The 23,042-nt window shown below is 59.4% G+C and carries 13 protein-coding genes and 1 pseudogene; 4 read left to right on the forward strand and 10 right to left on the reverse strand.

Features of this window, described 5'->3' with window-relative positions; genetic code table 11:
* Window positions 1-86 precede the first annotated feature (86 nt).
* The 4 genes and pseudogenes from C4K38_RS32970 to C4K38_RS21080 all read left to right on the forward strand — a co-directional run bounded on the left by C4K38_RS32970 (window position 87) and on the right by C4K38_RS21080 (window position 5,745).
* A pseudogene (locus C4K38_RS32970) lies at window positions 87-1,164 on the forward strand (HlyD family secretion protein).
* 519 nt (window positions 1,165-1,683) lie between these two features.
* Entirely contained in the window at window positions 1,684-2,388 is a 705-nt protein-coding gene (locus C4K38_RS21070) for a response regulator (protein ID WP_081001554.1), read from the forward strand.
* A 34-nt stretch (window positions 2,389-2,422) separates the two neighbouring features.
* The gene (locus tag C4K38_RS21075; protein WP_164487018.1) at window positions 2,423-4,597 is read left to right on the forward strand and encodes a sensor histidine kinase; all 2,175 of its coding nucleotides are present in this window, start codon (window positions 2,423-2,425) and stop codon (window positions 4,595-4,597) included.
* A gap of 11 nt (window positions 4,598-4,608) precedes the next feature.
* The gene (locus tag C4K38_RS21080; RefSeq protein ID WP_124345309.1) at window positions 4,609-5,745 is read left to right on the forward strand and encodes a response regulator; all 1,137 of its coding nucleotides are present in this window, start codon (window positions 4,609-4,611) and stop codon (window positions 5,743-5,745) included.
* A gap of 111 nt (window positions 5,746-5,856) precedes the next feature.
* Here C4K38_RS21080 and C4K38_RS21085 read toward each other — a convergent pair whose 3' ends face one another.
* The 10 genes from C4K38_RS21085 to C4K38_RS21130 all read right to left on the reverse strand — a co-directional run bounded on the left by C4K38_RS21085 (window position 5,857) and on the right by C4K38_RS21130 (window position 22,884).
* Window positions 5,857-6,189: a hypothetical protein gene (locus tag C4K38_RS21085; RefSeq protein ID WP_053280031.1), complete on the reverse strand. Its 333-nt coding sequence runs from the start codon at window positions 6,187-6,189 to the stop codon at window positions 5,857-5,859.
* 72 nt (window positions 6,190-6,261) lie between these two features.
* Window positions 6,262-8,802 (reverse strand): fimbria/pilus outer membrane usher protein, encoded by a 2,541-nt coding sequence (locus C4K38_RS21090; RefSeq protein ID WP_053280032.1) that lies wholly within the window; start codon window positions 8,800-8,802, stop codon window positions 6,262-6,264.
* Between the two features lie 108 nt (window positions 8,803-8,910).
* Complete coding sequence (locus C4K38_RS21095; RefSeq protein ID WP_081001575.1) at window positions 8,911-9,615, reverse strand: fimbrial biogenesis chaperone; 705 nt, start codon at window positions 9,613-9,615, stop codon at window positions 8,911-8,913.
* Window positions 9,616-9,693: 78 nt separating this feature from the next.
* The gene (locus C4K38_RS21100; RefSeq protein ID WP_053280034.1) at window positions 9,694-10,230 is read right to left on the reverse strand and encodes a fimbrial protein; all 537 of its coding nucleotides are present in this window, start codon (window positions 10,228-10,230) and stop codon (window positions 9,694-9,696) included.
* Between the two features lie 718 nt (window positions 10,231-10,948).
* Window positions 10,949-11,965: a fimbrial protein gene (locus C4K38_RS21105; RefSeq protein ID WP_081001556.1), complete on the reverse strand. Its 1,017-nt coding sequence runs from the start codon at window positions 11,963-11,965 to the stop codon at window positions 10,949-10,951.
* Between the two features lie 185 nt (window positions 11,966-12,150).
* Window positions 12,151-12,984 carry a fimbrial protein gene (locus C4K38_RS21110; RefSeq protein ID WP_197678051.1) on the reverse strand — a complete coding sequence of 278 codons (834 nt, stop codon included), beginning with the start codon at window positions 12,982-12,984 and terminating at the stop codon, window positions 12,151-12,153.
* 366 nt (window positions 12,985-13,350) lie between these two features.
* A complete protein-coding gene (locus tag C4K38_RS21115) occupies window positions 13,351-14,373 on the reverse strand; it encodes a fimbrial protein (protein WP_053280037.1) in 1,023 nt (340 codons plus the stop codon).
* A gap of 100 nt (window positions 14,374-14,473) precedes the next feature.
* Window positions 14,474-15,310, reverse strand: a complete 837-nt coding sequence (locus C4K38_RS21120; RefSeq protein WP_053280038.1) for a DUF3658 domain-containing protein — start codon at window positions 15,308-15,310, stop codon at window positions 14,474-14,476.
* A gap of 168 nt (window positions 15,311-15,478) precedes the next feature.
* Window positions 15,479-16,714 (reverse strand): EAL domain-containing response regulator, encoded by a 1,236-nt coding sequence (locus C4K38_RS21125; protein WP_081001558.1) that lies wholly within the window; start codon window positions 16,712-16,714, stop codon window positions 15,479-15,481.
* Window positions 16,715-17,064: 350 nt separating this feature from the next.
* A complete protein-coding gene (locus C4K38_RS21130; RefSeq protein ID WP_053280209.1) occupies window positions 17,065-22,884 on the reverse strand; it encodes an SPM autocatalytic domain-containing protein in 5,820 nt (1,939 codons plus the stop codon).
* Window positions 22,885-23,042 lie beyond the last annotated feature (158 nt).

The raw sequence follows: 23,042 nt of genomic DNA on the forward strand, positions 1-23,042 counted from the left end.
TGAATTAGGGCTCAGCTCTTTTGGAGTGTTTTGTGAGCGACAAGCTTTTTCGATCCGTCGCGCAGGAAGCGCATCAAGCAAAATGGATGGGTGAAATTATTCTGGTCAGGCCCACATCATTCCCCTTTTTAACCTTGCTTGCCGTGGCCATGGCCAGTCTAGTGATAATTTTTTATCGCCGGTTCTTACACCAAGCGCAGTACGGTGACCGGTCAGTTGGTGCCCCCGTCCAGGCGAGCATCAGTTACCAACTCAAGCAAAGACACGCGTCGATATCCGATGAATTGGAAAAAACCCAACAACTGCGACAGGTCGAGCACAACCGTGCTGACCAGCAAAGTCGCCAGCCTGCAAAGCGAACTGATCACGCTAGCCGAGCAGGCCAGCGGCCAACACAAGTTAGTCGCACTCGCCGGCGATGCCTCCAGTCGTTATCAGGGCCTGCTGGACAAAGGCTACATTTCCATGGATCAGTTCCAACAGTGACAAGCCGAGCTGCTGAGCCAGCACCAGACGCTACAGAGCCTGAGCCGTGAACGCACCGCTATGCAGCAGCAACTCACCGAACGCAAAAATGACCTCGCTGGCCTGCAAACTCGTCAGGCCAATGAGTTGGCACTCCTGCGCCGACAACTCTCGGGGATGGAACAGGAACTGGCGGAAAGCGAAGCCAAGCGCAATGTAGTGATCACAGCCCCTGGCGACGGGATCGCCACCACTGTGCTCGCCGATATCGGCCAGACAGTCGATCTGTCACGTCCACTGCTGAGCATCATGCCAACGGATAGCGTGCTCCTGGCGGAGCTATACGTGCCCAGCAAAGCCGTGGGTTTTATTAAGCCTGGTGATGCGGTATTGGTCCGCTACCAAGCCTATCCCTATCAAAAATTTGGCCAGCATCACGCCCAAGTGTTGTCGATCTCGCAGACCGCAGTTCCCTCTGCCGACCTGGCCAGCATGGCGGGCAAAGTCCCGGGGTTGGCGCAGAACGGCGAGCAGCCATATCGCTTGCGGGTTCATCTCGACCAGCAGGAGGTCATGGCATACGGCAAGCCAAGGCCGCTGCAGAGCGGAATGCTCCTTGAGGCTGACATGTTGCAAGACACCCGCCGACTCTACGAGTGGGTGCTGGAACCTCTTTATAGCCTGACCGGCAAACGCTAGGAAGAACCCATGCTTTTTCTCGACGGCATTGCCTTACGTCTAGGTATAGCGGTTTCAGACTTTTTGCGATCCGCGTACTGAGAATAGCCGCGACCATCGACAGGCCGCCCATCTCGCCAAGTATAACTGTACGGGTACGCCTCCTGTGCATAAAGGAAATCTCTGAGGGTCGACACTTTGAGTGCTCACACAGGCATTAAGATGGAAGGGATACCACTAAGTCACTCTCGCCACTTGCTGAACACGCGACGAACACCAGCCAATCCACAGTTATGCAAATATCCATCTAGTCTGCCAACTGGGTGTGAGCGCTCCCCTTCTGAAAGCCTCTTTTCAGAAGCTGTACTTCCCGGATGAGCCTCCACCCGAACAAGCGGACTGCATACATCATCAAAATATGAGAAGCCCGTTGTAAGTTACAGAGAAACAGGCACACTATCTCGTCGATTATTCCTCAGACTGCTAGGATTAATCTTACTTAATCCCTCTTTACGTCATTAAACACGGAAGCGATCGATCTTGGCATATGGAAAAGACAATACCCAAGCTAAGGGCTTGGACGGCTTGTTTCATCGGTCGGGAATCAACGTCATCGTCGCCGATGACCATCCTGTCGTGGTGCTTGGCATCTGCAAGGCGTTGGAAGATGCTCCCGACCTGCATCTGGTCGCAGCAGCGACCAGCATCACCGAGTTGCGGCTCGCGTTGAGCCAGGCCCCCTGCGACGTCCTGATTTGCGACTACTCATTCGAGAACGATGGGCAACCCGACGGGCTGCAGTTGCTGGAGCGAATCCGTCGGGAATTCCCCCAGTTGAAGATCATTCTCCTGACCGCCTATGACGATCTACTGATAGTCCAGTATGCATTGCGTGCGGGGATCAACGGATTTCTGAGCAAGAACAGCAACGAGTTCACCAAGCTTCCGGACGTCATCAGGCGGGTGTTTGGCGGCGAAAGATACCTGGACCCAAGTACGTCTTCGCTCATCATCGGGCAACTGGCCAATGGCGTGCCCTTGTCCCAGTCACTGACACCCGCAACCTTGACCATGCGCGAGACGGAAGTGGCCCGGCTCCTGACCAAGGGGATGTCCGTGACAGAAATCGCCCAGCATACCAACCGCAGCGTAAAGACCATCAGCGCCCAGAAGAAGGGCGTTATGACCAAGCTGGGAGCCAGCAACGATATCGAATTGGCCAACGCCCTGAACCGCATGTTCTGAGCTGGCCCTGCCGTTCAAGTCCGGAATGACTGCCATGCGCCCTCCTCGATTTCCTCACCAGCCAGACCTGCCGGGGCGCTACTATCGAGCGCTGCTGTTTGGTGGTGGGGCTGCCGTTTCCGTTACGATCCTCAGTGCGGCCGCAATCGCCATCCAACACACGATCGAACACTGGATTGACAGCCGTCGGCAGGTTTTTCTCCTGCATCGGGAGCATGTCAAGACTGACGTCGATCGCTATCAAGCCCGCCTGCAACAGACGGTTGAAGGGTACGAAACCCTCTGGACGCTGCTGGAGCACGATTTGGTCCCCGTTGAGGACTATCGCAAACAGCTCCTGAAAAAGAATCATGTCGTCGTGACGGGACAGGACATGACTGCGACCCCTTTCACGCTCCTGTCGACCTTGACCCGTCCCAAAGATGAACCTCGCCTGGCCATGTTGTTGAGACTGATGCGTGAGATCTCCCCCGCCCCCGTCCTGCGCAAGCGTGACACGGGGTACTTCATGGGAGGCTTCATGTTCACCGAGGATCGTCGCTTCCTGGCGACCTGGCCGCCAATCTCCGAACGCCTGATGGACAGGACGCGCACTCAGGGTGTCGACACACTGATAGACAGCTACGTCGAACGGGTCCAGGCCGAGCTTGACCGGCATCCCCCCGACCCGAGCCTGCAACAGCGCATCTTCTGGGTTCCGCTTTATCGCTCTCCCGTTACAGGAGAACTGATCACCCACTATGTGATGCCGATCTATCATGGCGGCCAGCGCATAGCCCTGATGGTCGCAACCATCCCCTTCTCGAAATTCCCGGCAGCTTTTCAGGGCAAGGCCCATGCACCAGGCTTCTTCGTTATCTCGCGCGACCGTATGCATCTTTTCGGGATCGACGAGAAGAAACCGCAGGATATGCGCTGGATGCGGATGATCCGCTCAATGCCCGAACTCCTTCGCGACGTTGATTCGAACGTACGGCTTGTACGCAAAGGCACCACCCTCTTTATCATGCAATCCATGCCGGGGCCGGATTGGGTGGCGACCTATGCATTTGACCTGATGACCGTGTTCTCGGAACAACGCAAGCCTCTGCTGTGGATCACCGGGGTCCTCTCGACCGCCTTAGCCATACTCTGGCTTTGCATTATCATTCTGGATCGCAAGATCCTCCTCCCCCTGCGGGCACACGCCCGCCAGGTATTCGAGAGCGAGGCATTCAACCGGATCGTACTGACGACCGCACCGGTAGGCCTGACGGTCTTCGACCCGGCCTCAGGCAACATCGTCATGCAGAACGATATCGCCAGGGCCTTGCTCACGACCGCAGAGGATGAGGTTGGCCTCTATCGCACCTTGCTTGGCAAGCATGCCCCTCACCTGGAAGCCGGGCCGCAGGATGTGCTGACCGGCGAGGCTTCACTGACCACGGACGATGGCCAGAGACGTGAAATCTCCGCCGCCTTCTCATGGACGCGCTACCAGCAGCAGGAGGTCGTACTGTTCGGCCTGACGGACATCAGCCGGCAGAAGGCAACCATCCAGCTGCTTCAGCAGGCACGGCAGGCGGCGGACGAGGCAAACCAGGCCAAGTCGATCTTCGTCGCCTCCATGAGCCACGAAATCCGTACCCCTCTGCATGGTGCGCTGGGTAATCTCGAGTTGCTGGCAATGGGCGCCCTCACACCGTCACAGCGCAACCGCGTTACCACCATCCGCCAGGCGTTCGACGCCTTGCTCGCGATGATCAACGACGTGCTGGACCTGACCAAGGTGGAAATCCATGAACTGCAACCGCATGTCGAACCTTTCTCGCTCCGTGAAATGCTTGAACGCTGCGCACAGACATTCGCCCCCGGCATAGTCAGCAAGGGCTTGCACTACCTGTGCCTCATCGACCCACGCCTTTCGGGCACATGGGCAGGAGACGTCCACCGGATCACGCAAGTGCTCATGAACCTGCTTGGCAACGCGCGCAAGTTCACCCACTCGGGCTCTGTCGTACTTCGCGCCATGCCGATCCGCTCGGCCGATGGCCAACCGATGGTCCGGCTGTCGGTTGCAGACACCGGCATCGGTATTCCGGAAGATCGCCAAGAGCAGATATTCGAGCCATTCATCCAGGTCGACGCCTCGGTTGCCAGCCGCTTTGGTGGTACCGGCCTGGGGCTGTCGCTGTGCAAGCGGCTGACCGAGCTGATGGGGGGGGCCTGACGGTCGAGAGCATGGAAGGTGAAGGCTCGCTGTTTACTATCGATCTGCCACTGGAGCGTACTCAGGTACATGACACCAGCAGCCACATTTCAATGCCTGAGCTCGATACGATCATGGTGGTTTGCGACAGCCCGTCGTGGCAGGACACCATTGTCGCGCAACTGCGCCAATGGCTACCCGGGATAGCGGTCGTTCGGGCCGATCCCTCGACGGTTCCAGCCTTCGAGGCGCAACGGACTGTCATCATCTTCGGGGAGCACGAAGACAGCCTCCCCGACTCCTGGAACCTGGCTGCCCGATCGTGCAAGGACGCCATCGTGCTCTGCGCGGCGGGGCCGCTCTATCCCGAACGCCGAGGGGGGGCCATCCATGTCACCTCGCTATCCGGCGAAATGCTCAAACTCGCACTGTCGGCATGCGGACAGAGCGAAGAGGCCTTGCTACAGAGTGAAACGCTGACGCTCCTGGAAAAGGCGCCCGTCAATGGCGGGGCCCGCATCCTGATTGTCGAGGACGAACCACTGAACCGGGCACTCCTCGAGCAGCAACTCGCCCAGCTGGGCTACAACCAGGTGGATAGTACGACCAATGGCCTGGAAGCGATCAAGCACTGCATGAGCCGGTCATACGACTTGATTGTGACCGACCTGGGCATGCCGCTCCTGGGGGGGCGAGAGTTGCTGTCGGCGCTGCGAAAGCACGGCATCACCACGCCAGTCATCGCCAATACGGCAGGAACGGAGAAAGGAATAGAAGGCTTCTCCAGCATCTTGCACAAACCCGTCTCCATCCACAGTCTACGCCGGGCGCTCGAGAACCTATTCAGCACCCAGGTCCTCGAGGTTGAGGTTGAAAGGCCTGTTGCGCTTCAACCGATATCCTCCATACAGATGCAAAGCGTTTTCCTGCAGTCATGGACGAAGGACAAGGCCGCCTTGCAGGACGCGGTTACGGCTGGCGACACGGCTCGTTTTCTGCGCCGCTTGCACCGTGTGAAAGGTGCTCTGCTCGTCTTGAACGAGCAGGCCGCCATCGATTGCTGTGAGAGGCTACAGCAGGCGCTGGAGCACAGTGGATTTGCCTCTGCCCGGGAGCAGATCTACGACTTCTCGCAAGCCATGACCAGCCTTGAGCACAGCTATCGCTGATCGTCACGGCGCCTCTCAGGGAGGCCGGCCAGGCCAACGAACCTCTAGCAACGCCTTGGCCGACAGGATGGGGCGAGCAAGGAGCCGCCCCGATCGGGGGAGTTTGCCGCGTTACGGCGGGCTGGAGTCAGGCCAGTTGCTGAACATTTTTATCACTTCGGGCTCCCGTTCGATCAGCTCGAGCGTGCGCAGGACCTGCAACCAAGACGCTTCGGAATAATCGGGTCGCAACCGCCCGACGGTCTGAGCCTCTCGCACGATACGCAACGCCGTTCGTACGCATAACGGCATTCTCCGGGCCAGGTGCAGACTCTCACGAACCCTGCGGGCCAGTTCAGGCGACATCGCCTCACAAGCATCGGCGTAGGCCTCCATTGCCGCCCGCGCATGCACATCTTCATGTGCATTCAGGATGAACTTTCCTTTTCCCAGAGTGATAAGCATGATCAAGTCCGCTGATTGCCCAATGATCCAAATCGCGAAGACCAGTCCTCGCTCGTCTTACCTGTCGCCCGCTCAGTTGCTGGACCGAACCGGCTCGCATGGCGCGCTCAGGCGTTCGTACGAAGGCTTTGAGCCCTCCTTCCGGGGCGGCAAGACGAAGTTGATCCGGCATTGCTGATCGCTGGCCTCCCCCCACTTCGCGACGAGCGAACCTTTCTCTTCCAGTCCTCGGGTAAAGATCCGCTGGCCCTGGGCAACGACGCCCACGGACCGCCCCGCCTCATCGGTGACCATCGTACCGAACGGGACATGCACCCCCTTCGACGGCAGCAAGTCGATCAGCACCACCCGGCCGGTCACGGTTGCGAATTTCGCCATCACTACGGCCCCGGCGCGAGGGACCACCTCGGTACTGGTCGACTTCAACTCGACGCTGGTCGACAGTTGCCGAGGGTCGATATCCACCGTGTTGCTACGGTATGGCCGCAGGTACGGAACGATGGCGTAGCCCCGGCCATCCAGTTTGAGCCCGGCTTGGTTGGTCACCGCGGCCCCGGCAGCATTTGGCGCTTCGACCAGGGCAATGGTCTCGCCCGTCGGTTGTCCGAACGTGAGGCCACCCGGATGGGCGACAACCGAACCCGCCACCCCCAGAGACGACTGGCGATATCCCGCTCCGCTGCCGGCCGAAGCGTTCAGCTCAGCGAATGGACCACGGTAACTGCCATTGATATTCGCCGAACTGGAGTTATCGGCGTTCTGGGCCAGGCTAGCCCCCCAGCCGTATTGGTTTTGCTCACCCGATGTGCCGTTCATCGCCACCTGCCCACTGCTGCCACGGTTACCGAAGCTGGCGCTGGAGCTCATCGAAACGCTGCCGCCCAAAGGAATGGAAACTGACGCGTTCAACTGGTTTTCGTTACGGCCAAAGGCATCCTGGCTACGCATCGCCAATAGCGAATAATTGAAATAGCGGGTGTTCCCCGAATAGCCGAGCTGATATTGAACGTCCGAACCAGCACGTTCCCAGTAACTCCTCGCCGTTCCGGAAAGGTAGAGCGAGCCGTGATTGCCGAGCGACTGGTTCAACGTCAGTTGCAAGGCACTGCGCTGCGAGGCGGGCCTCGTGCCAAACCCGTCTTCAATACTCTGCATCGCGCTCATCGCATTGGGCAGGCTGTAGTAGCCGTCCGTGGAATAGCGATACGTCGCAACGGACAGGGTACTGCCCAGCTCCGGCAGGCTCTTGCTGTAGGACAGACGCAGGCTCTGGCCGCTCGAGCTTTGCGCGGGCACAAGCGCATTACCCGGTAACTGAGTGATCGCGTGTGTCGCATCCAGCCCGAAGGCGCCGAGCGGGGTATTCAGCGCGGTGCCGAGCATGGCCGCGGTATAGCCGTTCGCGGCGGTGACCCCACCATAGCCGGTGAACAGGTTGGTCAAGCCGCGCTGGTAGGTGAACTGCCCCACCCAGCGGTCGCTGTCACCGAGACCGTTACGGTAGCGACCCAGCGCCAGGTTGTAGCGCTGGCTGCCCGGACGGAGCATGCGCACCGTCGACGCATACGGCACCTTGTAACGCTGGATCTGTCCGTCGGCCTCAGTCACGGTCACGTCGAGATCCCCGCCATAGCCCGTCGGGTAGAGGTCAGTAATCTCGAATGCGCCGGGCGCGACTGTGGTTTCGCGCAGTACGTAGCTGTTCTGGCTGATCGTGACCTTGGCGTTGGTCTGCGCGACGCCACGCACCACGGGCGCGTAGCCGGTCAATGAGTCGGGGAGCATGCGGTCGTCGCTTGCCAGCTGCAGGCCACGCAACGAGAACGAATCGAACAGGTCGCCACTGGTGGACGAGTCACCGAGCGTCAGCTGCGAGCGGATCGCCTGGAGATCCCGTTGTGCATAGAGCGCACGGTTCTGCCAATTGCGGGTGCTGTCGGTCCAGTCCAATGAAGACTGCTGACGCAAGCGCCAGTCGCCCAGGTTGATGCCCCCGGTCAGTCCCAGGTAATTCTGCGCACCGTCCTGCTGGGCACTGCTGTAGAAACTGTTGAGGTTGTAATTCAACAGGCCCGCGGTGACTCCGCTGTCCCATCGGGAAGGGTCGACATACCCACGCGGCCCCTGGCGCATGTTCACCTGCGGCACACTGACGTCGAGGCGCTGCTCGCTGCTGTCGAAGTGCGCCGTCGCCGATGGAATCCGTCCCAGGTCGACACAGGCTTGCCGGTCCTGGGTATCCAGTCCGGTCATTTTCGTCAGATCGACACCCAGCTTGTCGAGCAGCTCGACCGTGATGCAGGGTACGGCACCGACGCGCCCTGGCTGCTCGATCAACCTGACCTCTTCGCGCCCGCTCGACGAGCCATTGATGGCGATCTCCGCCAGGTAGGTGCCGGGCAGGGTCGGGTTGCCCTGAGAGAACCGGGCCAGGTCGGCCGAAGAAGCGCCACCCACCAGCACCGAATCATCGAACTCGAAAGCATCGCTGGCATGCGCACTTCGCACAGCGACCAGAAACGCCAGTAGCAGCGGCGCGAAAAAGACAGCCAATTTACAAGCAGCGAAAGCTTCGCCCAGGCTTGCACCACCGACGGAATGATTGACAGACATGAGAAAAGCTCAAAATCAGCAGGCAATAGGATGCCCCGCATAAAACGGGACATCCGCATGCGCATGGGGGTATGTAGTACGAGAAGGCCTGACGAAGAACGCTCTACTTTATGGAGCGAGCGTTCCCAAGTGCGCGCGTACGGCACCGTAGTCGTCGATGGCGCTGAATTTCACCTCGGCCCGAGCATCCGGCTTGGCCTTCAAGGGAAAGCGCAGCACAGCATTCGGATCGACCATGCCATTGCCGACCGGGATGGATTTACCCCCGTCGGACAGCGCCACCTCGGTCATGGACACATGAAACCCTGTCGGATTACGGGCCTCGAGCACCCAGCCAGCAGCATTCTGCACGACCTTCCAGGACAGCTTCTCCGGCGCTTCACTCGACGTACCGGAGAGGCCGGCAGGCCGGTAGAACACCTTGATCCTGGTGCGCAACGCCATATTCAGGGTGTTTTGCCCCTCGACCTTGGCGGCTTTCGGCGGGATCTCAAGCACATTGAGGTAGTAGACCGACTCCCGGTCGTTCGGCAACGGCTCACCGGTGTACATAAGCCGCAGGGTTTGCCCCTTGCCCGGCTCCACCCGAACCATGGGCGGCATCAGCAGGAACGGCGTCTTGATCTCGCCAGGGTCGCGCTGCAGGTTGCCCTCATCCAGCCAGGACTGGACCACCACGGGTTGCTCGCTGACATTCTCCAGCTTGACGCTCGCCTCTCGATCCTTCGCCTGGTAAATCACTCGGGTGGCGTGGAGAACGATCGCCGCCTGCGCCGGGAGCGACATGACTCCCACCATCAATACGCTCAGCATGAGCCATAGTTTCGAAAACCTTTGCATCGAAGCCTCCAAAGAAACGATTGGGTGGAGAGACCCTCTCCACCCTTTTCATTACTCGTAGATGAGGCTGTAGGTAACGGAACTATTGGCCGTACCCGCCGTGGCGGCACCGGTAGCAACGTACTCGACCTTATAGTTCAGCGTTGCGCTGTCGTTGACAACGTTCACACCCTTGATAGTGCTATCATCGCCGATCTTTATCACAGAATCGTCTTCGTTAAGCAGGCGCATCCGGACGTTCGTGGCGGTGCTGCCGGTGGCCAGCTTCAGTTCCCCCGAGGCATCATCAGTGTTGGTGCCCTTTTCAAAGCGAGCCTTTACAGCCCCCGCGCCGGCACTGCAGCCGGTCAGAGCGAAACTGAACGGTTTGCGCCCCGAGGTCTTTCCAACCTCCGACAAAGTGCTGGTCGAGCTAGGGTTCAATTGGAGCGTCTGGGTAGCACTGGCAGTGCTAACAGTACAGGTAGTTCCCGAAACCGAACCGTTGATTGTGATGGTGCCATCTGGCGCCGCCTGGGCCGAAGTCGCGAGAAGACTGCCTAAAGACGCAAGACTGGCAGCTGCAACACTCATTATATTTTTGCGCATGATCCGAACCACTCATTGAGTTGATGAATACCGCCTTGCATACTTTCTGCTCTGCGGTTTGTGTATTTTGGCCGGACAGCACACAAGGAAGTATTGGGCCAACTCTTAGTTTGCACCCCTTGATAGTCCTAATCTCGTATAAGAATATTCTTGATATCGATAAGACAGGCACGGAGATTCTGCCCAGGTGTGAGGCGACAGGGTCGTTATATTGATAGTGAGAAAAGGCCGATGACCGAGATAATGCACGGACGACTTGGGTCATTAAGGTTGATCTCATCGGCCAGGTATTTTCATTTGAACCTGGGAAACCACATCCTTTGAACATGATCATGAGTAACCAGCTCGGCCTGTGACTATTGCTCAGGCCAAAATACTGCATCAATAGCAGATCAAAGATCAGTGAGGGTTGCACGGATCATTCCGTGGGGTTGGCGTGATATATCAGGCGGAGGGGGATAAGCCTGATTAGTGCGGATGTAATCTGGGGAAAAATGGCAACTGGCTTCACCCGGAAAAATAGCTGTCCAACTTTCTCAGAGGGTGAGAACCACCCTCTTGGAGGAGAAATAAAAACAAGTCCATGCTCTACGAACCTGGAACTCTGCTCACAGAATCCTTCGCCAGTCGACTTGAGACAGGACAAGACATAGTCATCCAGTCGCCGCCTATGTCTCCCGGCAGCTGTTCATATCGACTGAACAGCCCCTGCGGGTGGTTATTGATAGCTCATTGTAAAGGTAGCCACCCCCTTGACCGTGCCCGGCGTGACCGCCCCTGTCGAAATGTACTGGGCGGTGAGCGGGATCTGCACTGCGCCGTTCGACATACCGACGAACCACTGGTTGGTATTGCCGGGGGCCGAAGAATCCGGACCGAAAGAGCGCGCAATGCCGTCTTGCAAAATGCGCAACTGCACCCCAGAGGCGGTCGAACCGGGCGCCAGGCTCAACTGGTTGCTGGTATTGCCGGGAGCGGAACCATCGGTCAGGGTGGTGTAGAGACGAATATTCTCAGGGCAGGTCAACCCAATGGTGAACGGGGTATCCCCGGCCGTTGTCCCCGCACCCTGCAACTGGCTCGCCGACACATCGCGCAGATTCACCGGGATGGAGGGGGTGTTGATACTGCAGGTGGCGGCCTGCTGAATGAAAGTGCCGGCCATGTTAAAGGATCTCGCACTGGATCTTTCATTAGCCGCAATATTATGACTGACCAGATTCAGAACAATATGATTGGATGGGATCGAACTCGTTTCCCCATATGAGCTTTGCTTATAAAGTTGAAAAGTCAGATTGTAGTTTCCTTGAAAGCCTTGTTGGGCCGTAGCACCAAACGAATTGTAATCAGTATTACGGGATAACAAGGTAGAATTATTCCAATTGCTGGTCACTTTTACGGAGTAGGCAAGATTCATCAGATAGTATGTTTTTGCCCATGTGTCAGGAACGCTGGGTGACATATTCATTCCGGTAATAGCCTGAAGATACCAGCCAGACGCCCCTCCAGACGACGGGCAACTTACCGAAACATTCAGGGTAACCGGTGCGCCCATGGGGGCACCGACCGGCAAGTCCCGCCCGATATTGATATTTCCGAAGTTAACCTGGGTTGGACCGCTGAAAGTGCACTGAGCCGCCGCCCTGGCCTCAGGTGTCAGACCGACTATTGCCAAGCCTAGCGCCGTAATGCACAACCATCGTTTGAACATCACAAACTGTATAAAGCCTTTCATAGTCGTAAGTTTCTACTCTGTAGCGATTGAATGACAAATAAGGAACCTGGCCACTCTTCAATGCCGATATCCAAAGAGTCCTGGAGGCGCGAGGGTCAAAGTTGCTTCATCAGCGACGGCCGGCCGTATAAACGTCAGGCCAGTCTGGAAGTAGCTGAATACTGTATGGCCACCACCCCGGCCATCTATTGATAACTCATCGTGAAAGTAGCCACGCCTTTGACCGTGCCGGGGCTGATCTCCCCGGTCGCGATGTACTGGGCGGTAAGCGGGATCTGCACAGACCCGCTCGACAAACCGACCTCCCACTGGTTGGTATTGCCGGCGGTCGAGGAGTCCGGACCGAAGGCGAGAGGCCTGTTGCCTTGCAAAATGCGTAGCTGCACCCCAGAGGCGGTCGAGCCAGGTGCCAGGCTCAACTGGTTGCTGGTATTGCCGGGAGCGGAACCATCGGTCAGAGTGGCGTAGAGACGAATGTTCTCAGGGCAGGTCAACCCAATGCTGAACGGAGTATCCCCGGCCGTTGTGCCCACACCCTTCAGCTGGCTCGCCGACGCACTGCGCAGATTCACCGGGATGGAGGCTGTGTCGATGCGGCAGGTGGCGGCCTGCTGATTGAAAGTGCCTGCCATGTTAAGGGCCATTAGTACACCGGACTTTTCATTAGCCGCAATATTATGACTGACTAGATTCAGAACAGTATTTGAGAAGTCGACATAAGGAGCAGATGACGCTTGCTTATACAGTTGAAAAGTCAGTCTGTAGTTCCCTTGGAAGCCTTGCGGAGCCGCAGCACCAAATGAATTGTAATCAGTATTACCGGATAACAAGGTAGTACCGTTCCAATTGCTGGTTACTTTTACGGAGTAAGGAGCATCAAACACCCATACTGTATTTGTCCATGTGTCGGGGACGCTGGACGACATCTTCATTCCGGCAATAGTTTGAAGGTACCAGCCAGATTCGCCTCCGGACAACGGGCAACTTACCGAGACGTTCAGGGTAACGGGTGCGCCCATGGGGGAGCCGTCCTTCAAGTCCCGCCCGAGATTGATATTTCCGAAGTTGACCTGGGTTGGACCGCTGAACGTGCACTGGGCCGCTGCTCTGGCCTCAGGTGTCAGACCGACTATCGCCAAGCCTAGTGCCACGATGCACAACCATCGATTGAACATCACAAACTGTATAAAGCCTTTCATAGTCGTAATTTTTTACTCTGTAGCGATAGGATGACAACTAAGAAACTTGGCGGCGCCTCAATGCAGATATCCAATAAATGCTGGAGACGCGAGGGTCAAGGCTGCTTTATCAGTGACGGCCGGAGGTATAACGAGGCCTGCCAGGAAGGAGCAGTCCACGCGGTAGTTGAATGTTGTGTAGCCAATCTATTGATAACTCATCGTGAAGGTAGCCACCCCTTTGACAGTGCCTGGCTTGATCTCCCCGTCCGAGATGTACTGGGCGGTAAGCGGAATCTGCACGGAGCCGCTCGACATACCGACATACCACTGGTTGGTATTACCAGGGGCCGAGGAGTCCGGGCCAAAGGTCAGGGGCGTTCCGTCTCGCAGGATGCGCAGCCGCACTCCGGAGGCGGTCGATTCGGATGCCAGGCTCAGCTGGTTGCTGGTATTACTAGGAGCGGAATTATCGGTCAAGGTTGCGTAGAGACGAATGTTCTCGGGGCACGTCAAACCGATGGTGAATGGGGTATCCCCCACCCCGTTCGCACCCGCATCACGCAACTTGCTCGCCGTCACATCGCGCAGTTTCACCGGGATGGACCGCGTACTGATGAAGCATGTAGCACTCCGCTCGTTGATGGTGCCAGCAAAAGTGTACGACAGCAGCTTGTTGGATCTGTCCTTGTCACGAATGTTATAGCTATATAAACGCATAAATTCGGTACTGCCATCCAGATCGTCCCAGGCCTTCTCATTGGATGCTTGCTTGTACAGTTGGAATGTCAGGCTGTAGGACCCAGTGAAGCCTTGCTCGGCCGTACCAAGCAAATTGTAGGGATCACCGCCCGATACCCGGGTACCGCCGTTCCAGTTGCTGGTGATCATGACGGAATAAGGAACGACCGACTTGTATGCAAGCCTTGTCCATGTGCCAGCAACGGTATCCGATGTGACGGTTGCAAAAGCGCGAACAGCTTGGAGGTCCCAGCCATTCACTCCGCCGGATGCAGGGCAGCTCACCGAGACATTCAGGGTGACCGGGCGCCCCACGGGTGAGCCGTTGGCCAAGTCCCGTCCTATGCTGATGTTCCCGAAATCAACGCGGGTTGGCCCGCTCAAGGTGCATTGCGCCGCCGCCCATGCGTCAGGGCCAATCATCCCCAGACCCAACGCAAAAGCGTAGGGTCGTCGGTCGAACTTCACGCACTGAATCAAGCCTTTCATGGTTGTACCTTTCCACCCTGGAATTCTATAGACATTGTTGCAAGGCGTGGGCCGCAAGCGCGCCTCGAGAAAATTCGCCAGTTCACGGAGAACACGCTCCCTACTCCTGTTCCTTTACGAGCGCTGAGCACGGGGGGACACGGCGAATAAGATAATGCCGGATGTACCGGGTCGGCCCATCGGACTCGATCCGTCCCGCGGCGATCAATTGCCGGATGCGGAATGCAATAAAGGCATCTCCCAGACCATTCCTGGAATCCGTGCGCTCCATAACGTTGCCGATGACTCGTATCACCGGCTTCCACTGGGACGAACAACACTCAAGAATGATGTCGTCATGAGCCGAGATCGGCTTGAACTGCAGACGCCCCCGCGCATCACACTCGCGCAACAGTTCCGTCCTTGCCGCGATCGTCAGGAACTCTTCTGCCAATACCATGGCCTCTACCCATTTCAGCGGGACCGCGTCTGCTATAAACCCCACGAGCGACTGGGGTGAATGGGCTGCCACTGCATGCACGCCTCGGAAAGGCTTGACGGGTACTTGCCACAACTGTGCCCCCGTCGGCGCCAGCCAGTGGCACGCCATGCGCAGGAACACATAGTCGGAACCACTCCCGCTGTCCCAGATCAGAACCCGCAAGGACTCTGCCCCCATCAATGCAACAGCGCTCTGGAGCGCTCGCCAGGGTGCGAACGAATCCGCCTGCTCTTCTCTGCCCAGGACCGATGCCTGGTCAATGGCTTCGACTGATGGCTCTTCAATGCACTCGTACAGCGAATACCAGAAGCGCATCCGCTCCCGTCCATCGGCCAGGGGGCCATATGAGAGAGAGTCTTGAATGCAGAAAACGTCATCTGCCAAGCCTCGCGCCTGCAAAGCAACCCGAAGGCAGCCCTTGGCACTCTCAGAATCTACGAGGTGGATATCTGCCATCTGGAATGTCCCTTTGTGCCAAATGATTAACGGTGCGTCTATTACCCGCAGATAGTGGCGCCCTCTGTCTCGAAGGCGTACATGAATCGTGGCTTTGCTTGCCAAGAGCACGTTGTGTATTTACGTTCCACGCTGGCTGCGTCGGTTCCGCCAAAGCCGAATCCACGATCAGCAAATCAAATAGGGCTCTCGATAAAACGGGTTTGAATATTCATGCGAAGTTCTTGAGTGAATCCCCTGACCCAACCAGTCTACGAATGCCGAAACACCCATGGGGCGCGCATACAAGTAGCCCTGCCCGACTGAGCAGCCCAGGGCCACCAGTTCCTGGTGCTGCTCCCTGGTTTCGACGCCCTCCATCACCAGAGTTATACCCAGGGACTTGGCCAAGACCAGAGTGCTTTCAATGACCGCCGAGCTACGTGGCTGCGCCGTCAAACTGTGAACGAACTCCGCATCCAGCTTCATCTCGGTGAATGGCAGCTGGCACAGGCGGCGCAAGGATGAGAAACCGATGCCAAAATCGTCGATGGACAAGCCGCAACCCATCATCCGCAAACGTACCAGGCTCTCCAGACTGGTAGCCGAATCCTCAATCTGCGCGCTCTCTGTCAACTCGAAGACGATTTTCCCGGCGGGCACTCCATGATATTTGAGGAGCGCCTGTATTCGCTGGATCAGGTAACAGTTTTCCAATTGAGAGGCATGCAAATTATAGGAAAACTCAAGTGAATGACCCTGCTGTAGCAGCTTGCGCTGCAAAGCCAACCCCGATGCCAGGAGCTCAGACAGCAATACATCCAAGAGGCCATAACGCTCGATAACGGGCATGAATACCGAGGGTGGCAATAGCCCCTTGCCGGGGCGAAGCCAGCGCGCCAATACTTCCACGCCCTTGACTTGGCCAGTAGCCAAATCAAGTTTTGGCTGGAGAAACGGAACGAATTCGCTACGCCCGAAGCCCTCGAACAACGCATCCTCATTGGGCAGCTCAAGTGCTAACGGGGCCGGCAACATGGGCTTGGGTAACGGCAAGCGATTTTCCAACAGAACCTGCAGCCTTCTCAGTTGCAAGGGTTTGCCAGCGTCGCCCAACGGATTGATTCCCAGCATGGCAATAATCTGCATCACGGTGCGACGCAAATCGGGAGCCAGTTCGCTGCACAGAATCACTGAACCAATAAACGAATTGGCCTTGCGCATGAACTCCAAGCCGTCCATGCCATTCATTTGCAAGTCGCATAACGCCACATCGACCGGCCCAGTGTTCTGCAAGAGCAGCAGCGCTTCTGCACCATCGGCTGCTTCAAGCACCTCTCCACAGCCCAATTGGTGGAGCATGTTGACCGCAACAGCTCTCTGAAATGCATGATCTTCGAGAACAAGTGCACGAAAGGGGAACATGGCGTATCGACCTGCGTAATGAAAATCGTGGCCCCATTCTGTCTGGTTCTCCTCATACAGACATTTGGAAAACTCCGTAATCAGAATAGGAAAACTCCTAAAACAGCCTCTTCTGGATACGAGAAGCTGAAGCTACATTTCGACACCAGACCGGATTGGCTTCGGTAGCCGGGGTTGGCCCGCTAAGAGAGGTGTCCGGTTTCATCAGACCCTGCACCCACGAAAAAACCGACGCAGCCCGATGGGTGAGTTGGAGGAACCTGGGGGATAAAAAAGAACCGCTCCCGAACGAGAGCGGCAAAAGCCCGCGACAAGCATCGCGGGCCCTGTTACCGATCAAACTACCGCGGTTACGTCCAGTTGGCCGCCAGCACAGGCTGCAAGGCTTGCTGCTCGGCAGCGCCGAAGGTCATGGTCGCCGGCGCTGCCGGCGCGAACGCCGCCATGGCCTGGACCAGGTTTTCCACATCGTTGCCCAGCAACCGGTGACGGTCGCCGGTCATGATGTCCCGTGGACGCTCGGGGGTTGCGGCATACCAGTTATGCAGCGTGACCTCCTGCTGGCTGCCGATCACCGAGATCTGCAGGTCCGGCCCTTCATGCTGGAACCACAGGCGCTCGGGGCTGATGTCCTGGCCGAACACCAGCTGGCCCATGCTGCCGCTGAACTCGAGGTCGTTGACCCCGTGCCCGACTTCCACGGTGGGCATGCTGCCGCTGACCACGACCTTGTTGTTGCCATCGCCCAGCTTCACCGTGGCGAAGGAGCCGCTGTCGGTGATGCTGTTGTTGCCATGGCCGACCGTGAGCTTGTTGATGTCGCCGGCAATCTCGTTGTTGCCATTGCCCAGGGTGATCTCGGCCCGGCTGCCCGTCACGTTGACTTTGTTGTCACCGTTACCGGCCACCAGCTTGGCGCCCGTGGCCTCGACGTTGATGATCTTGCTCTCGTCGCCCAGGGTGACATTGGCGAAGAAGCCCTTGACCGTCATGGTGTTGGGATCGCTGGCCACGGGCGCGGGATCGACCGTCGGCAACGGGCTCAGCGTGAGCGGGTCGCGCGACGAGCTCGTTACCGGCTCCACGGTGGTCGGTGTCGGGCGCACGCGGATCCGGTCGCGGATCGACGCATAGGAGAAGTCCGAGGTATCGGCCGCTCCAGGGATATCGTCGAACTTGAACCGAGGGTCCTGGACCACCGGGATATCCGGCACTGTGACCCGCGGACGACTCGGAATATCCAGGTCGCGGTGAGCGATATCGACCACCGGGATATCAGGGATCACGATCGGTCGCGGGCTCGGCACATCCACCGGGGTACGTCCCGCCAGATCACGGCCGACCGGGCCGATATCCGGCACCTTCGAAGGCTCCAGCGAACCTATGCCGCGCTCGGCAAGAATCTGCTCGAGAGTCTTGCGCTCGGGAACCGTCGTCGGTCCCTGGTTGCCGCCACGCTCGGCCAGGATCTGGTCGACGGTCTTGTGCTCCGGCACCTTAGGATTCAGGTCGATACCGCGTTCGGCAAGGATCTGATCGATCGTCTTGTGTTCCGGCAGGGTGATGTCCGGGATCGTGACCGTAGGTCGCAACACTGGGTCGACCACTGGAACGCTGACCGTCGGGTGCAGATCGACCGGCGGCAGCGGCGACACCACCGTAGGCTTGTCCACGCCAGGACGCTCGACAATCGGCGTCAGCGTACCCGGCACAGTCACTGTCGGCTGCTCGGTCACCGCAGGCACCGGGCCAACGGTCGGCACCACCTCCGGCGCATGCTCGGCGAAGATGAAGTCCGAAGCACTGACCTGCGCCACATCCAGCGCATCCAGGTACACCAGGTTGACGTTCGAGGCAGCGCCCTGGGCGCCGTTACGTGTCACGTACACCCCATGAATCTGCGTCAGGCCGTTGAGGGTGGCGCGATTCTTGTGCTCGATGGTCAGTTGGCTGAAATCGGTCACTCCGGTCTGGCGCAGGTCGATCTTGTCGATCCCGTGGCGGAAGCCGCGCAGGGCGTTGTTGTAGTCCTTGACGCCCGACTGGGCCGCCACCACGAACACATCCGAAGTCGCGCTGTCATGGCTGTAGAGGGTGCCGCTCAACGAAGCCACCATCTTGCCCTGGGCGTCGCTGCTGTACATCACGCCCTTAGCGCCGCCGTTGAGCAGCACGGTGCCCAGGCCTTCCTGCGGCTGGACCGCCGAGGCGTCGCTGTTGACGTAGGCCGTCGGGGCGACAAAGGTGTCCTGGAACTTGAAGTTCGCCGCGCCGATCCCGGCCAGCAGCTGGTTCTTCAGGACGATGCTCTGGCCCTTGGCCAGGTCGATCTTGACGTCCGCGCCTTGCTGGCTGAGCACCAGGTCGCTGAACTTCTTCCCGGCAAAGCCCACCAGGTCGATGATCTCGCCCCGGGCGGCCTCGAAGTTGTTGATGACATCGCTACCACCCTCACGGCGGTGGACCACGAAGAAGTCCTTGCCCGCGCCACCGGTCAGGCTGTTGTTGCCACGCCCGCCGTCGAGCAAGGCATCGGCCTTGCCAGCGACCAGCACATCGTTGCCGTCGCCGGTGACGATGTTCTGGATGCTGCCCGGATTTTTCACCGTCAACGCCGCGCCGCCAATGCTGACGACACCGGTCAACAGGTTGACCGAGCTATCCCCGGAAACGGCCGCCGCGTTGAGGGTATTGCGCCCGCCCGCGACACCGTTGACCGCGTCGTCCAGGACTGCACGGTTGGCATGCCCGACCACCGACTTGAGGTATTCGTCGGTGTAGAAATAGGTATCGTCCGGGGTGCTCTTGCTGCCGTACAAACGCAGCGACCAGGCATTGAGCGTGACCGGCTGGCCGGAAGCCGCATCGCTCACCTGCAAGGTCCAGTTGCCCGCCGAGCGCTCGCCGAAGTCATGGGTCGTCATGAAAGTGTATTTGAACGACCCCGACTGCGTGCTGCCGACATCGCTGGCACTCGCGCCGGGCATGCCGTCCGGCACCTTGCCCTGGCGGTTGAGCAGGACGCTCTGGGTGCCGTCGGGCGAGATCAGCTTGAGCGTCAGGTCGCCAAGGCGGCCCACCTGGGCGTCGAAGTCGATCTCGACGTGTTCCACATTGAGGCCAGCATTCATGGCGATCGACGAAGTCAGCGTGCCCCCCGCCGCCAGGCTCTTGCCGAGTGCGCCGCTGGAGGCGCTGTAGACATACTCGTTGGCCCCGGTGCTCTGGGTCATCCAGGCTTCGGACAGGCGCACCGCGGCCCGCGCGTCGACTTCGCCGAAACCGTAGTCGTTGCTGGTGTGCATGCCGCCACCGTTCCAGCCACGGGCAGCGTTGTCGGTCCATTGGGTGGACGGATCGTTGATCTGGCGCGCCGAGAGCGCGAGGATCTGCTGTACGTCGCGATAGCCCAGGTTCGGGTTGGCCTCGAGCATCAGCGCCACGATGCCGGAGACGATCGGCGCGGCGAAGCTGGTGCCCTGCATGCTGGTGTAGTCGTTGCCGAAGGTCGAGCCACGGTCGGTTTCCAGCATATGGCTGGTGGACACCACGTTGCTGCCCGGCGCCGACACCAGCAGGCTGGCGCCCGGGTTGGAGAACGGCGAGGAGCCGATCTGCAGGGTCGACAAGTCGCCCTGGGCATTGATCGCGCCGACTTCCACCGAGAAGCGGTTGTTGTTGGTCAAGGAGCCCTGGGCATTGCCGCCGGTTGCGCGGCTGTTGCCGCCGGCCGCGACAATGATCGTCCCCAGGCCGCCACGACCGTTACTCGCGGCGTACTGGGCATTCATGCTCAGCGCCGTGGCGGTGTTGACGAAACCGTCCTGGAAACTGCTGAGGGCGAAATCGTTGGTGAAGCCCCAGCTGTTGTTGGCGATGTCGAAGCTGACCATATGCCCCAGCCCGGCGAGGTCGGCGCCGCTGTTGGCCAGGTAGTAGCCGCCCAGCGTCGCGCCGTAGGCCACCCCTACCCCGCCCGAGCCATTCTTGGCGGCGACCATCACCCCCGCCACCATGGTGGCGTGGTTGGACACCAGGCCCGGCAAGCTGCCGTTGCTCTGTTGGGTTTGCAGCCAGGCCTTATCGACGTTGGCGGCAAGGTCCGGGTGGGCGATGTCGAAGATCTCGGGCGCGGTGGCGAACTGGCCGCCCGGCTCGAACTGGCCGATGCGTACGCCCTTGCCGGTGTAGTCCTTCCAGACCGGCAGCACGTTGGTGTCGCTCAGGTACCACTCCTGGGCCGCCAATGGGTCCAGCGGCACTTCCGGCGTCAGCAAGGTCACCCCGGCACGCATCGGCGCAGTCTGCCCGCTGCTCAGGTCCACCACCGAGGCCGACAGGTTGCCGGCGGCATCGACCACACCGTACTTGAAGCTGAGCAGGCCGGTGTAGCGCGCATCTGGAGTGAACAGCACATCACCCTGGGCCGTGAGGCTGACGGTGCCACCGACCGCGTCGCCGACATTGGCGATGCGCAGCGCACCCTGGCTGTTGAGGTGTTGATCGTTGGCCAGCAGGCTTTGCGCGGAAATCTGGTGGGGCTGGGTGCGGTCGAAGGCCTTGCCGTCCTTGTCGAGGGTCAGCACGTCGGCCACCGGCATGGCGTTGGGGGTCTGCAGATCGACCGCCGAGATATCCGAGAAATTCAGCTTCTGGATATTTTTCAGGGTCACCGTGCCGTCGCGCCCAGCCACCTGGTCGGCCACTTCATAGCCGCTCGCGGTACGGGTGATGCGGTAATCGCCATGGTTGCCGTGCAGCGTCACCAGGTTGATCCCGCCGTCGCCGTCGATGGTCGCATTGCCGTGGCCAACTTCGATCACGTCATTGCCGGCACCGCCGAAAATCCGGTCGGCGCCGCCACCGGCGTGAATGATGCTGCCGCCTTCGGAGGCGTAAATCACGTCGCCCTGGGGCCCGGCGTAGATCACCGCCTTGCCGGTGCCGCCAATGATGGTGTTGTGGCCGCTGCCGCCGACCAGCACGTCGCTGCCCGCCCCGCCCACCAGGGTCGAGTTGCCGGAGCCGCCCTTGATGAAGGCACTGCCGGTGCCGCCGCTGATCAGGGTGTCGTCGCCACTGCCGCCCTGGGCAATGGTCAGGCCGGCCTGGGCCATGTTCAGCACCACGCCTTTGTCGCCGACGATGATCGCCGTGTCGTGACCGCCATTGCCGTGGATGTTCTTGGTGTCGTCCGAGGCGCTGATCACAAAGACGTCGTCGCCCTTGCCGCCGACATAGGTGTTGCTGCCGCCGCCACCCACCAGCCAGCCACCGGCCGGCGCGGCAATCAGCCTGTCGTTGCCGCTGCCGCCGTACAGGTTGCCCACGCCCAGCTGCGCCGCATCCAGGGTTTCGCCGGTGGTGCTCTGGCTGGCATAGGCGGTGGTGGTGATGCCATTGGTGGTCGAGGTCACCTTGGTACCCGCGCCTTGGGCAGTCAGGGTGTTGCTGACCGGGTCACCGAGGAAATCCACCGCCAGCGCTTCCTGGCTCTTGCCATTGATGGTGAACGAACCGGTGGCGAGCACCCGGTTGCCGTCACGCACTTCGGTTTGAGTGGACGCCGCCGCCCGCACGTTGATCTGGGTGATGCCCAGCTCGGCCAGGGTCTTGAGTTCGCCGGCATCGACTTTCGCGTCATGGGTGCCGTCGACCCAGACCCGCAGCTTGCTCCAGATCGGATCGCGCGGGTCGATCACGCCGTCCTTGTTCGCATCCTCGCTGGCCAGGGCGGCGAAACCGTCCTTGAACTTCGTCTCGCCCGCCGCGCCGTTCACCCCGGCCTTGCCGCCGTAGTACTCGGAGAACATCTGGCTGACGTCCTTGATCTGGCCGCTGCCATCGTCGATCACCAGCATGCCGGTGCTGCGATCGGCCCAGCCGCTGCGCTTGAGCGTGCCGCTGTGGTCGGTGTCGAACAGCACGCCGTCACGGATGTCGGTCATGTGCACGCCGTTGCCGGTCAGGTCCAGCAGCAACGGGTCAACGTAGGTGTTGAAGGTGGTCATGGCCGACAGGCCGTTCAGGGTCACGGCATTGCGCAGGCTGAAGTCAGGCTTGCTGCTGTCCGGGGTCTGGTAGAAGTTCGACAGGTAGGTGTTGGGCCGCGCGTTGGGGTCGAGCTGCATCTCGCCGGGGCGAATACCGCCCGAGGCCAGGCTGGCCATCTGGGTCGAGGTGAAATCGGTTTTGCTGAGAATGCCGCCGACGGCAAAGATATTGTGCGTCGCGGCGTTCTGGATATAGCCGTTGGCGACGTCCTGCTGGGCCTTGCTTTCGCCCTGGATATGTTGTTGCGGTACCGGGTTGGGCGTTATATCAATTT

The organism is Pseudomonas chlororaphis subsp. piscium (assembly GCF_003850345.1).
GTDB lineage: Bacteria > Pseudomonadota > Gammaproteobacteria > Pseudomonadales > Pseudomonadaceae > Aquipseudomonas > Aquipseudomonas piscium.

Excerpts from the sequence above, each read along its gene's own strand:
- C4K38_RS21080 (WP_124345309.1), top strand. The coding sequence starts at position 4,609 with ATGGAAGGTGAAGGCTCGCTGTTTACTATCGATCTGCCACTGGAGCGT.
- C4K38_RS21110 (WP_197678051.1), bottom strand. The coding sequence starts at position 12,984 with ATGGGCGCACCCGTTACCCTGAACGTCTCGGTAAGTTGCCCGTTGTCC.
- C4K38_RS21090 (WP_053280032.1), bottom strand. The coding sequence starts at position 8,802 with ATGTCTGTCAATCATTCCGTCGGTGGTGCAAGCCTGGGCGAAGCTTTC.
- C4K38_RS21130 (WP_053280209.1), bottom strand. The coding sequence starts at position 22,884 with ATGGCCAGCCTGGCCTCGGGCGGTATTCGCCCCGGCGAGATGCAGCTC.
- C4K38_RS21100 (WP_053280034.1), bottom strand. The coding sequence starts at position 10,230 with ATGCGCAAAAATATAATGAGTGTTGCAGCTGCCAGTCTTGCGTCTTTA.
- C4K38_RS21085 (WP_053280031.1), bottom strand. The coding sequence starts at position 6,189 with ATGCTTATCACTCTGGGAAAAGGAAAGTTCATCCTGAATGCACATGAA.
- C4K38_RS21125 (WP_081001558.1), bottom strand. The coding sequence starts at position 16,714 with ATGTTCCCCTTTCGTGCACTTGTTCTCGAAGATCATGCATTTCAGAGA.
- C4K38_RS21120 (WP_053280038.1), bottom strand. The coding sequence starts at position 15,310 with ATGGCAGATATCCACCTCGTAGATTCTGAGAGTGCCAAGGGCTGCCTT.
- C4K38_RS21075 (WP_164487018.1), top strand. The coding sequence starts at position 2,423 with ATGCGCCCTCCTCGATTTCCTCACCAGCCAGACCTGCCGGGGCGCTAC.
- C4K38_RS21105 (WP_081001556.1), bottom strand. The coding sequence starts at position 11,965 with ATGAAAGGCTTTATACAGTTTGTGATGTTCAAACGATGGTTGTGCATT.
- C4K38_RS21095 (WP_081001575.1), bottom strand. The coding sequence starts at position 9,615 with ATGCTGAGCGTATTGATGGTGGGAGTCATGTCGCTCCCGGCGCAGGCG.
- C4K38_RS21115 (WP_053280037.1), bottom strand. The coding sequence starts at position 14,373 with ATGAAAGGCTTGATTCAGTGCGTGAAGTTCGACCGACGACCCTACGCT.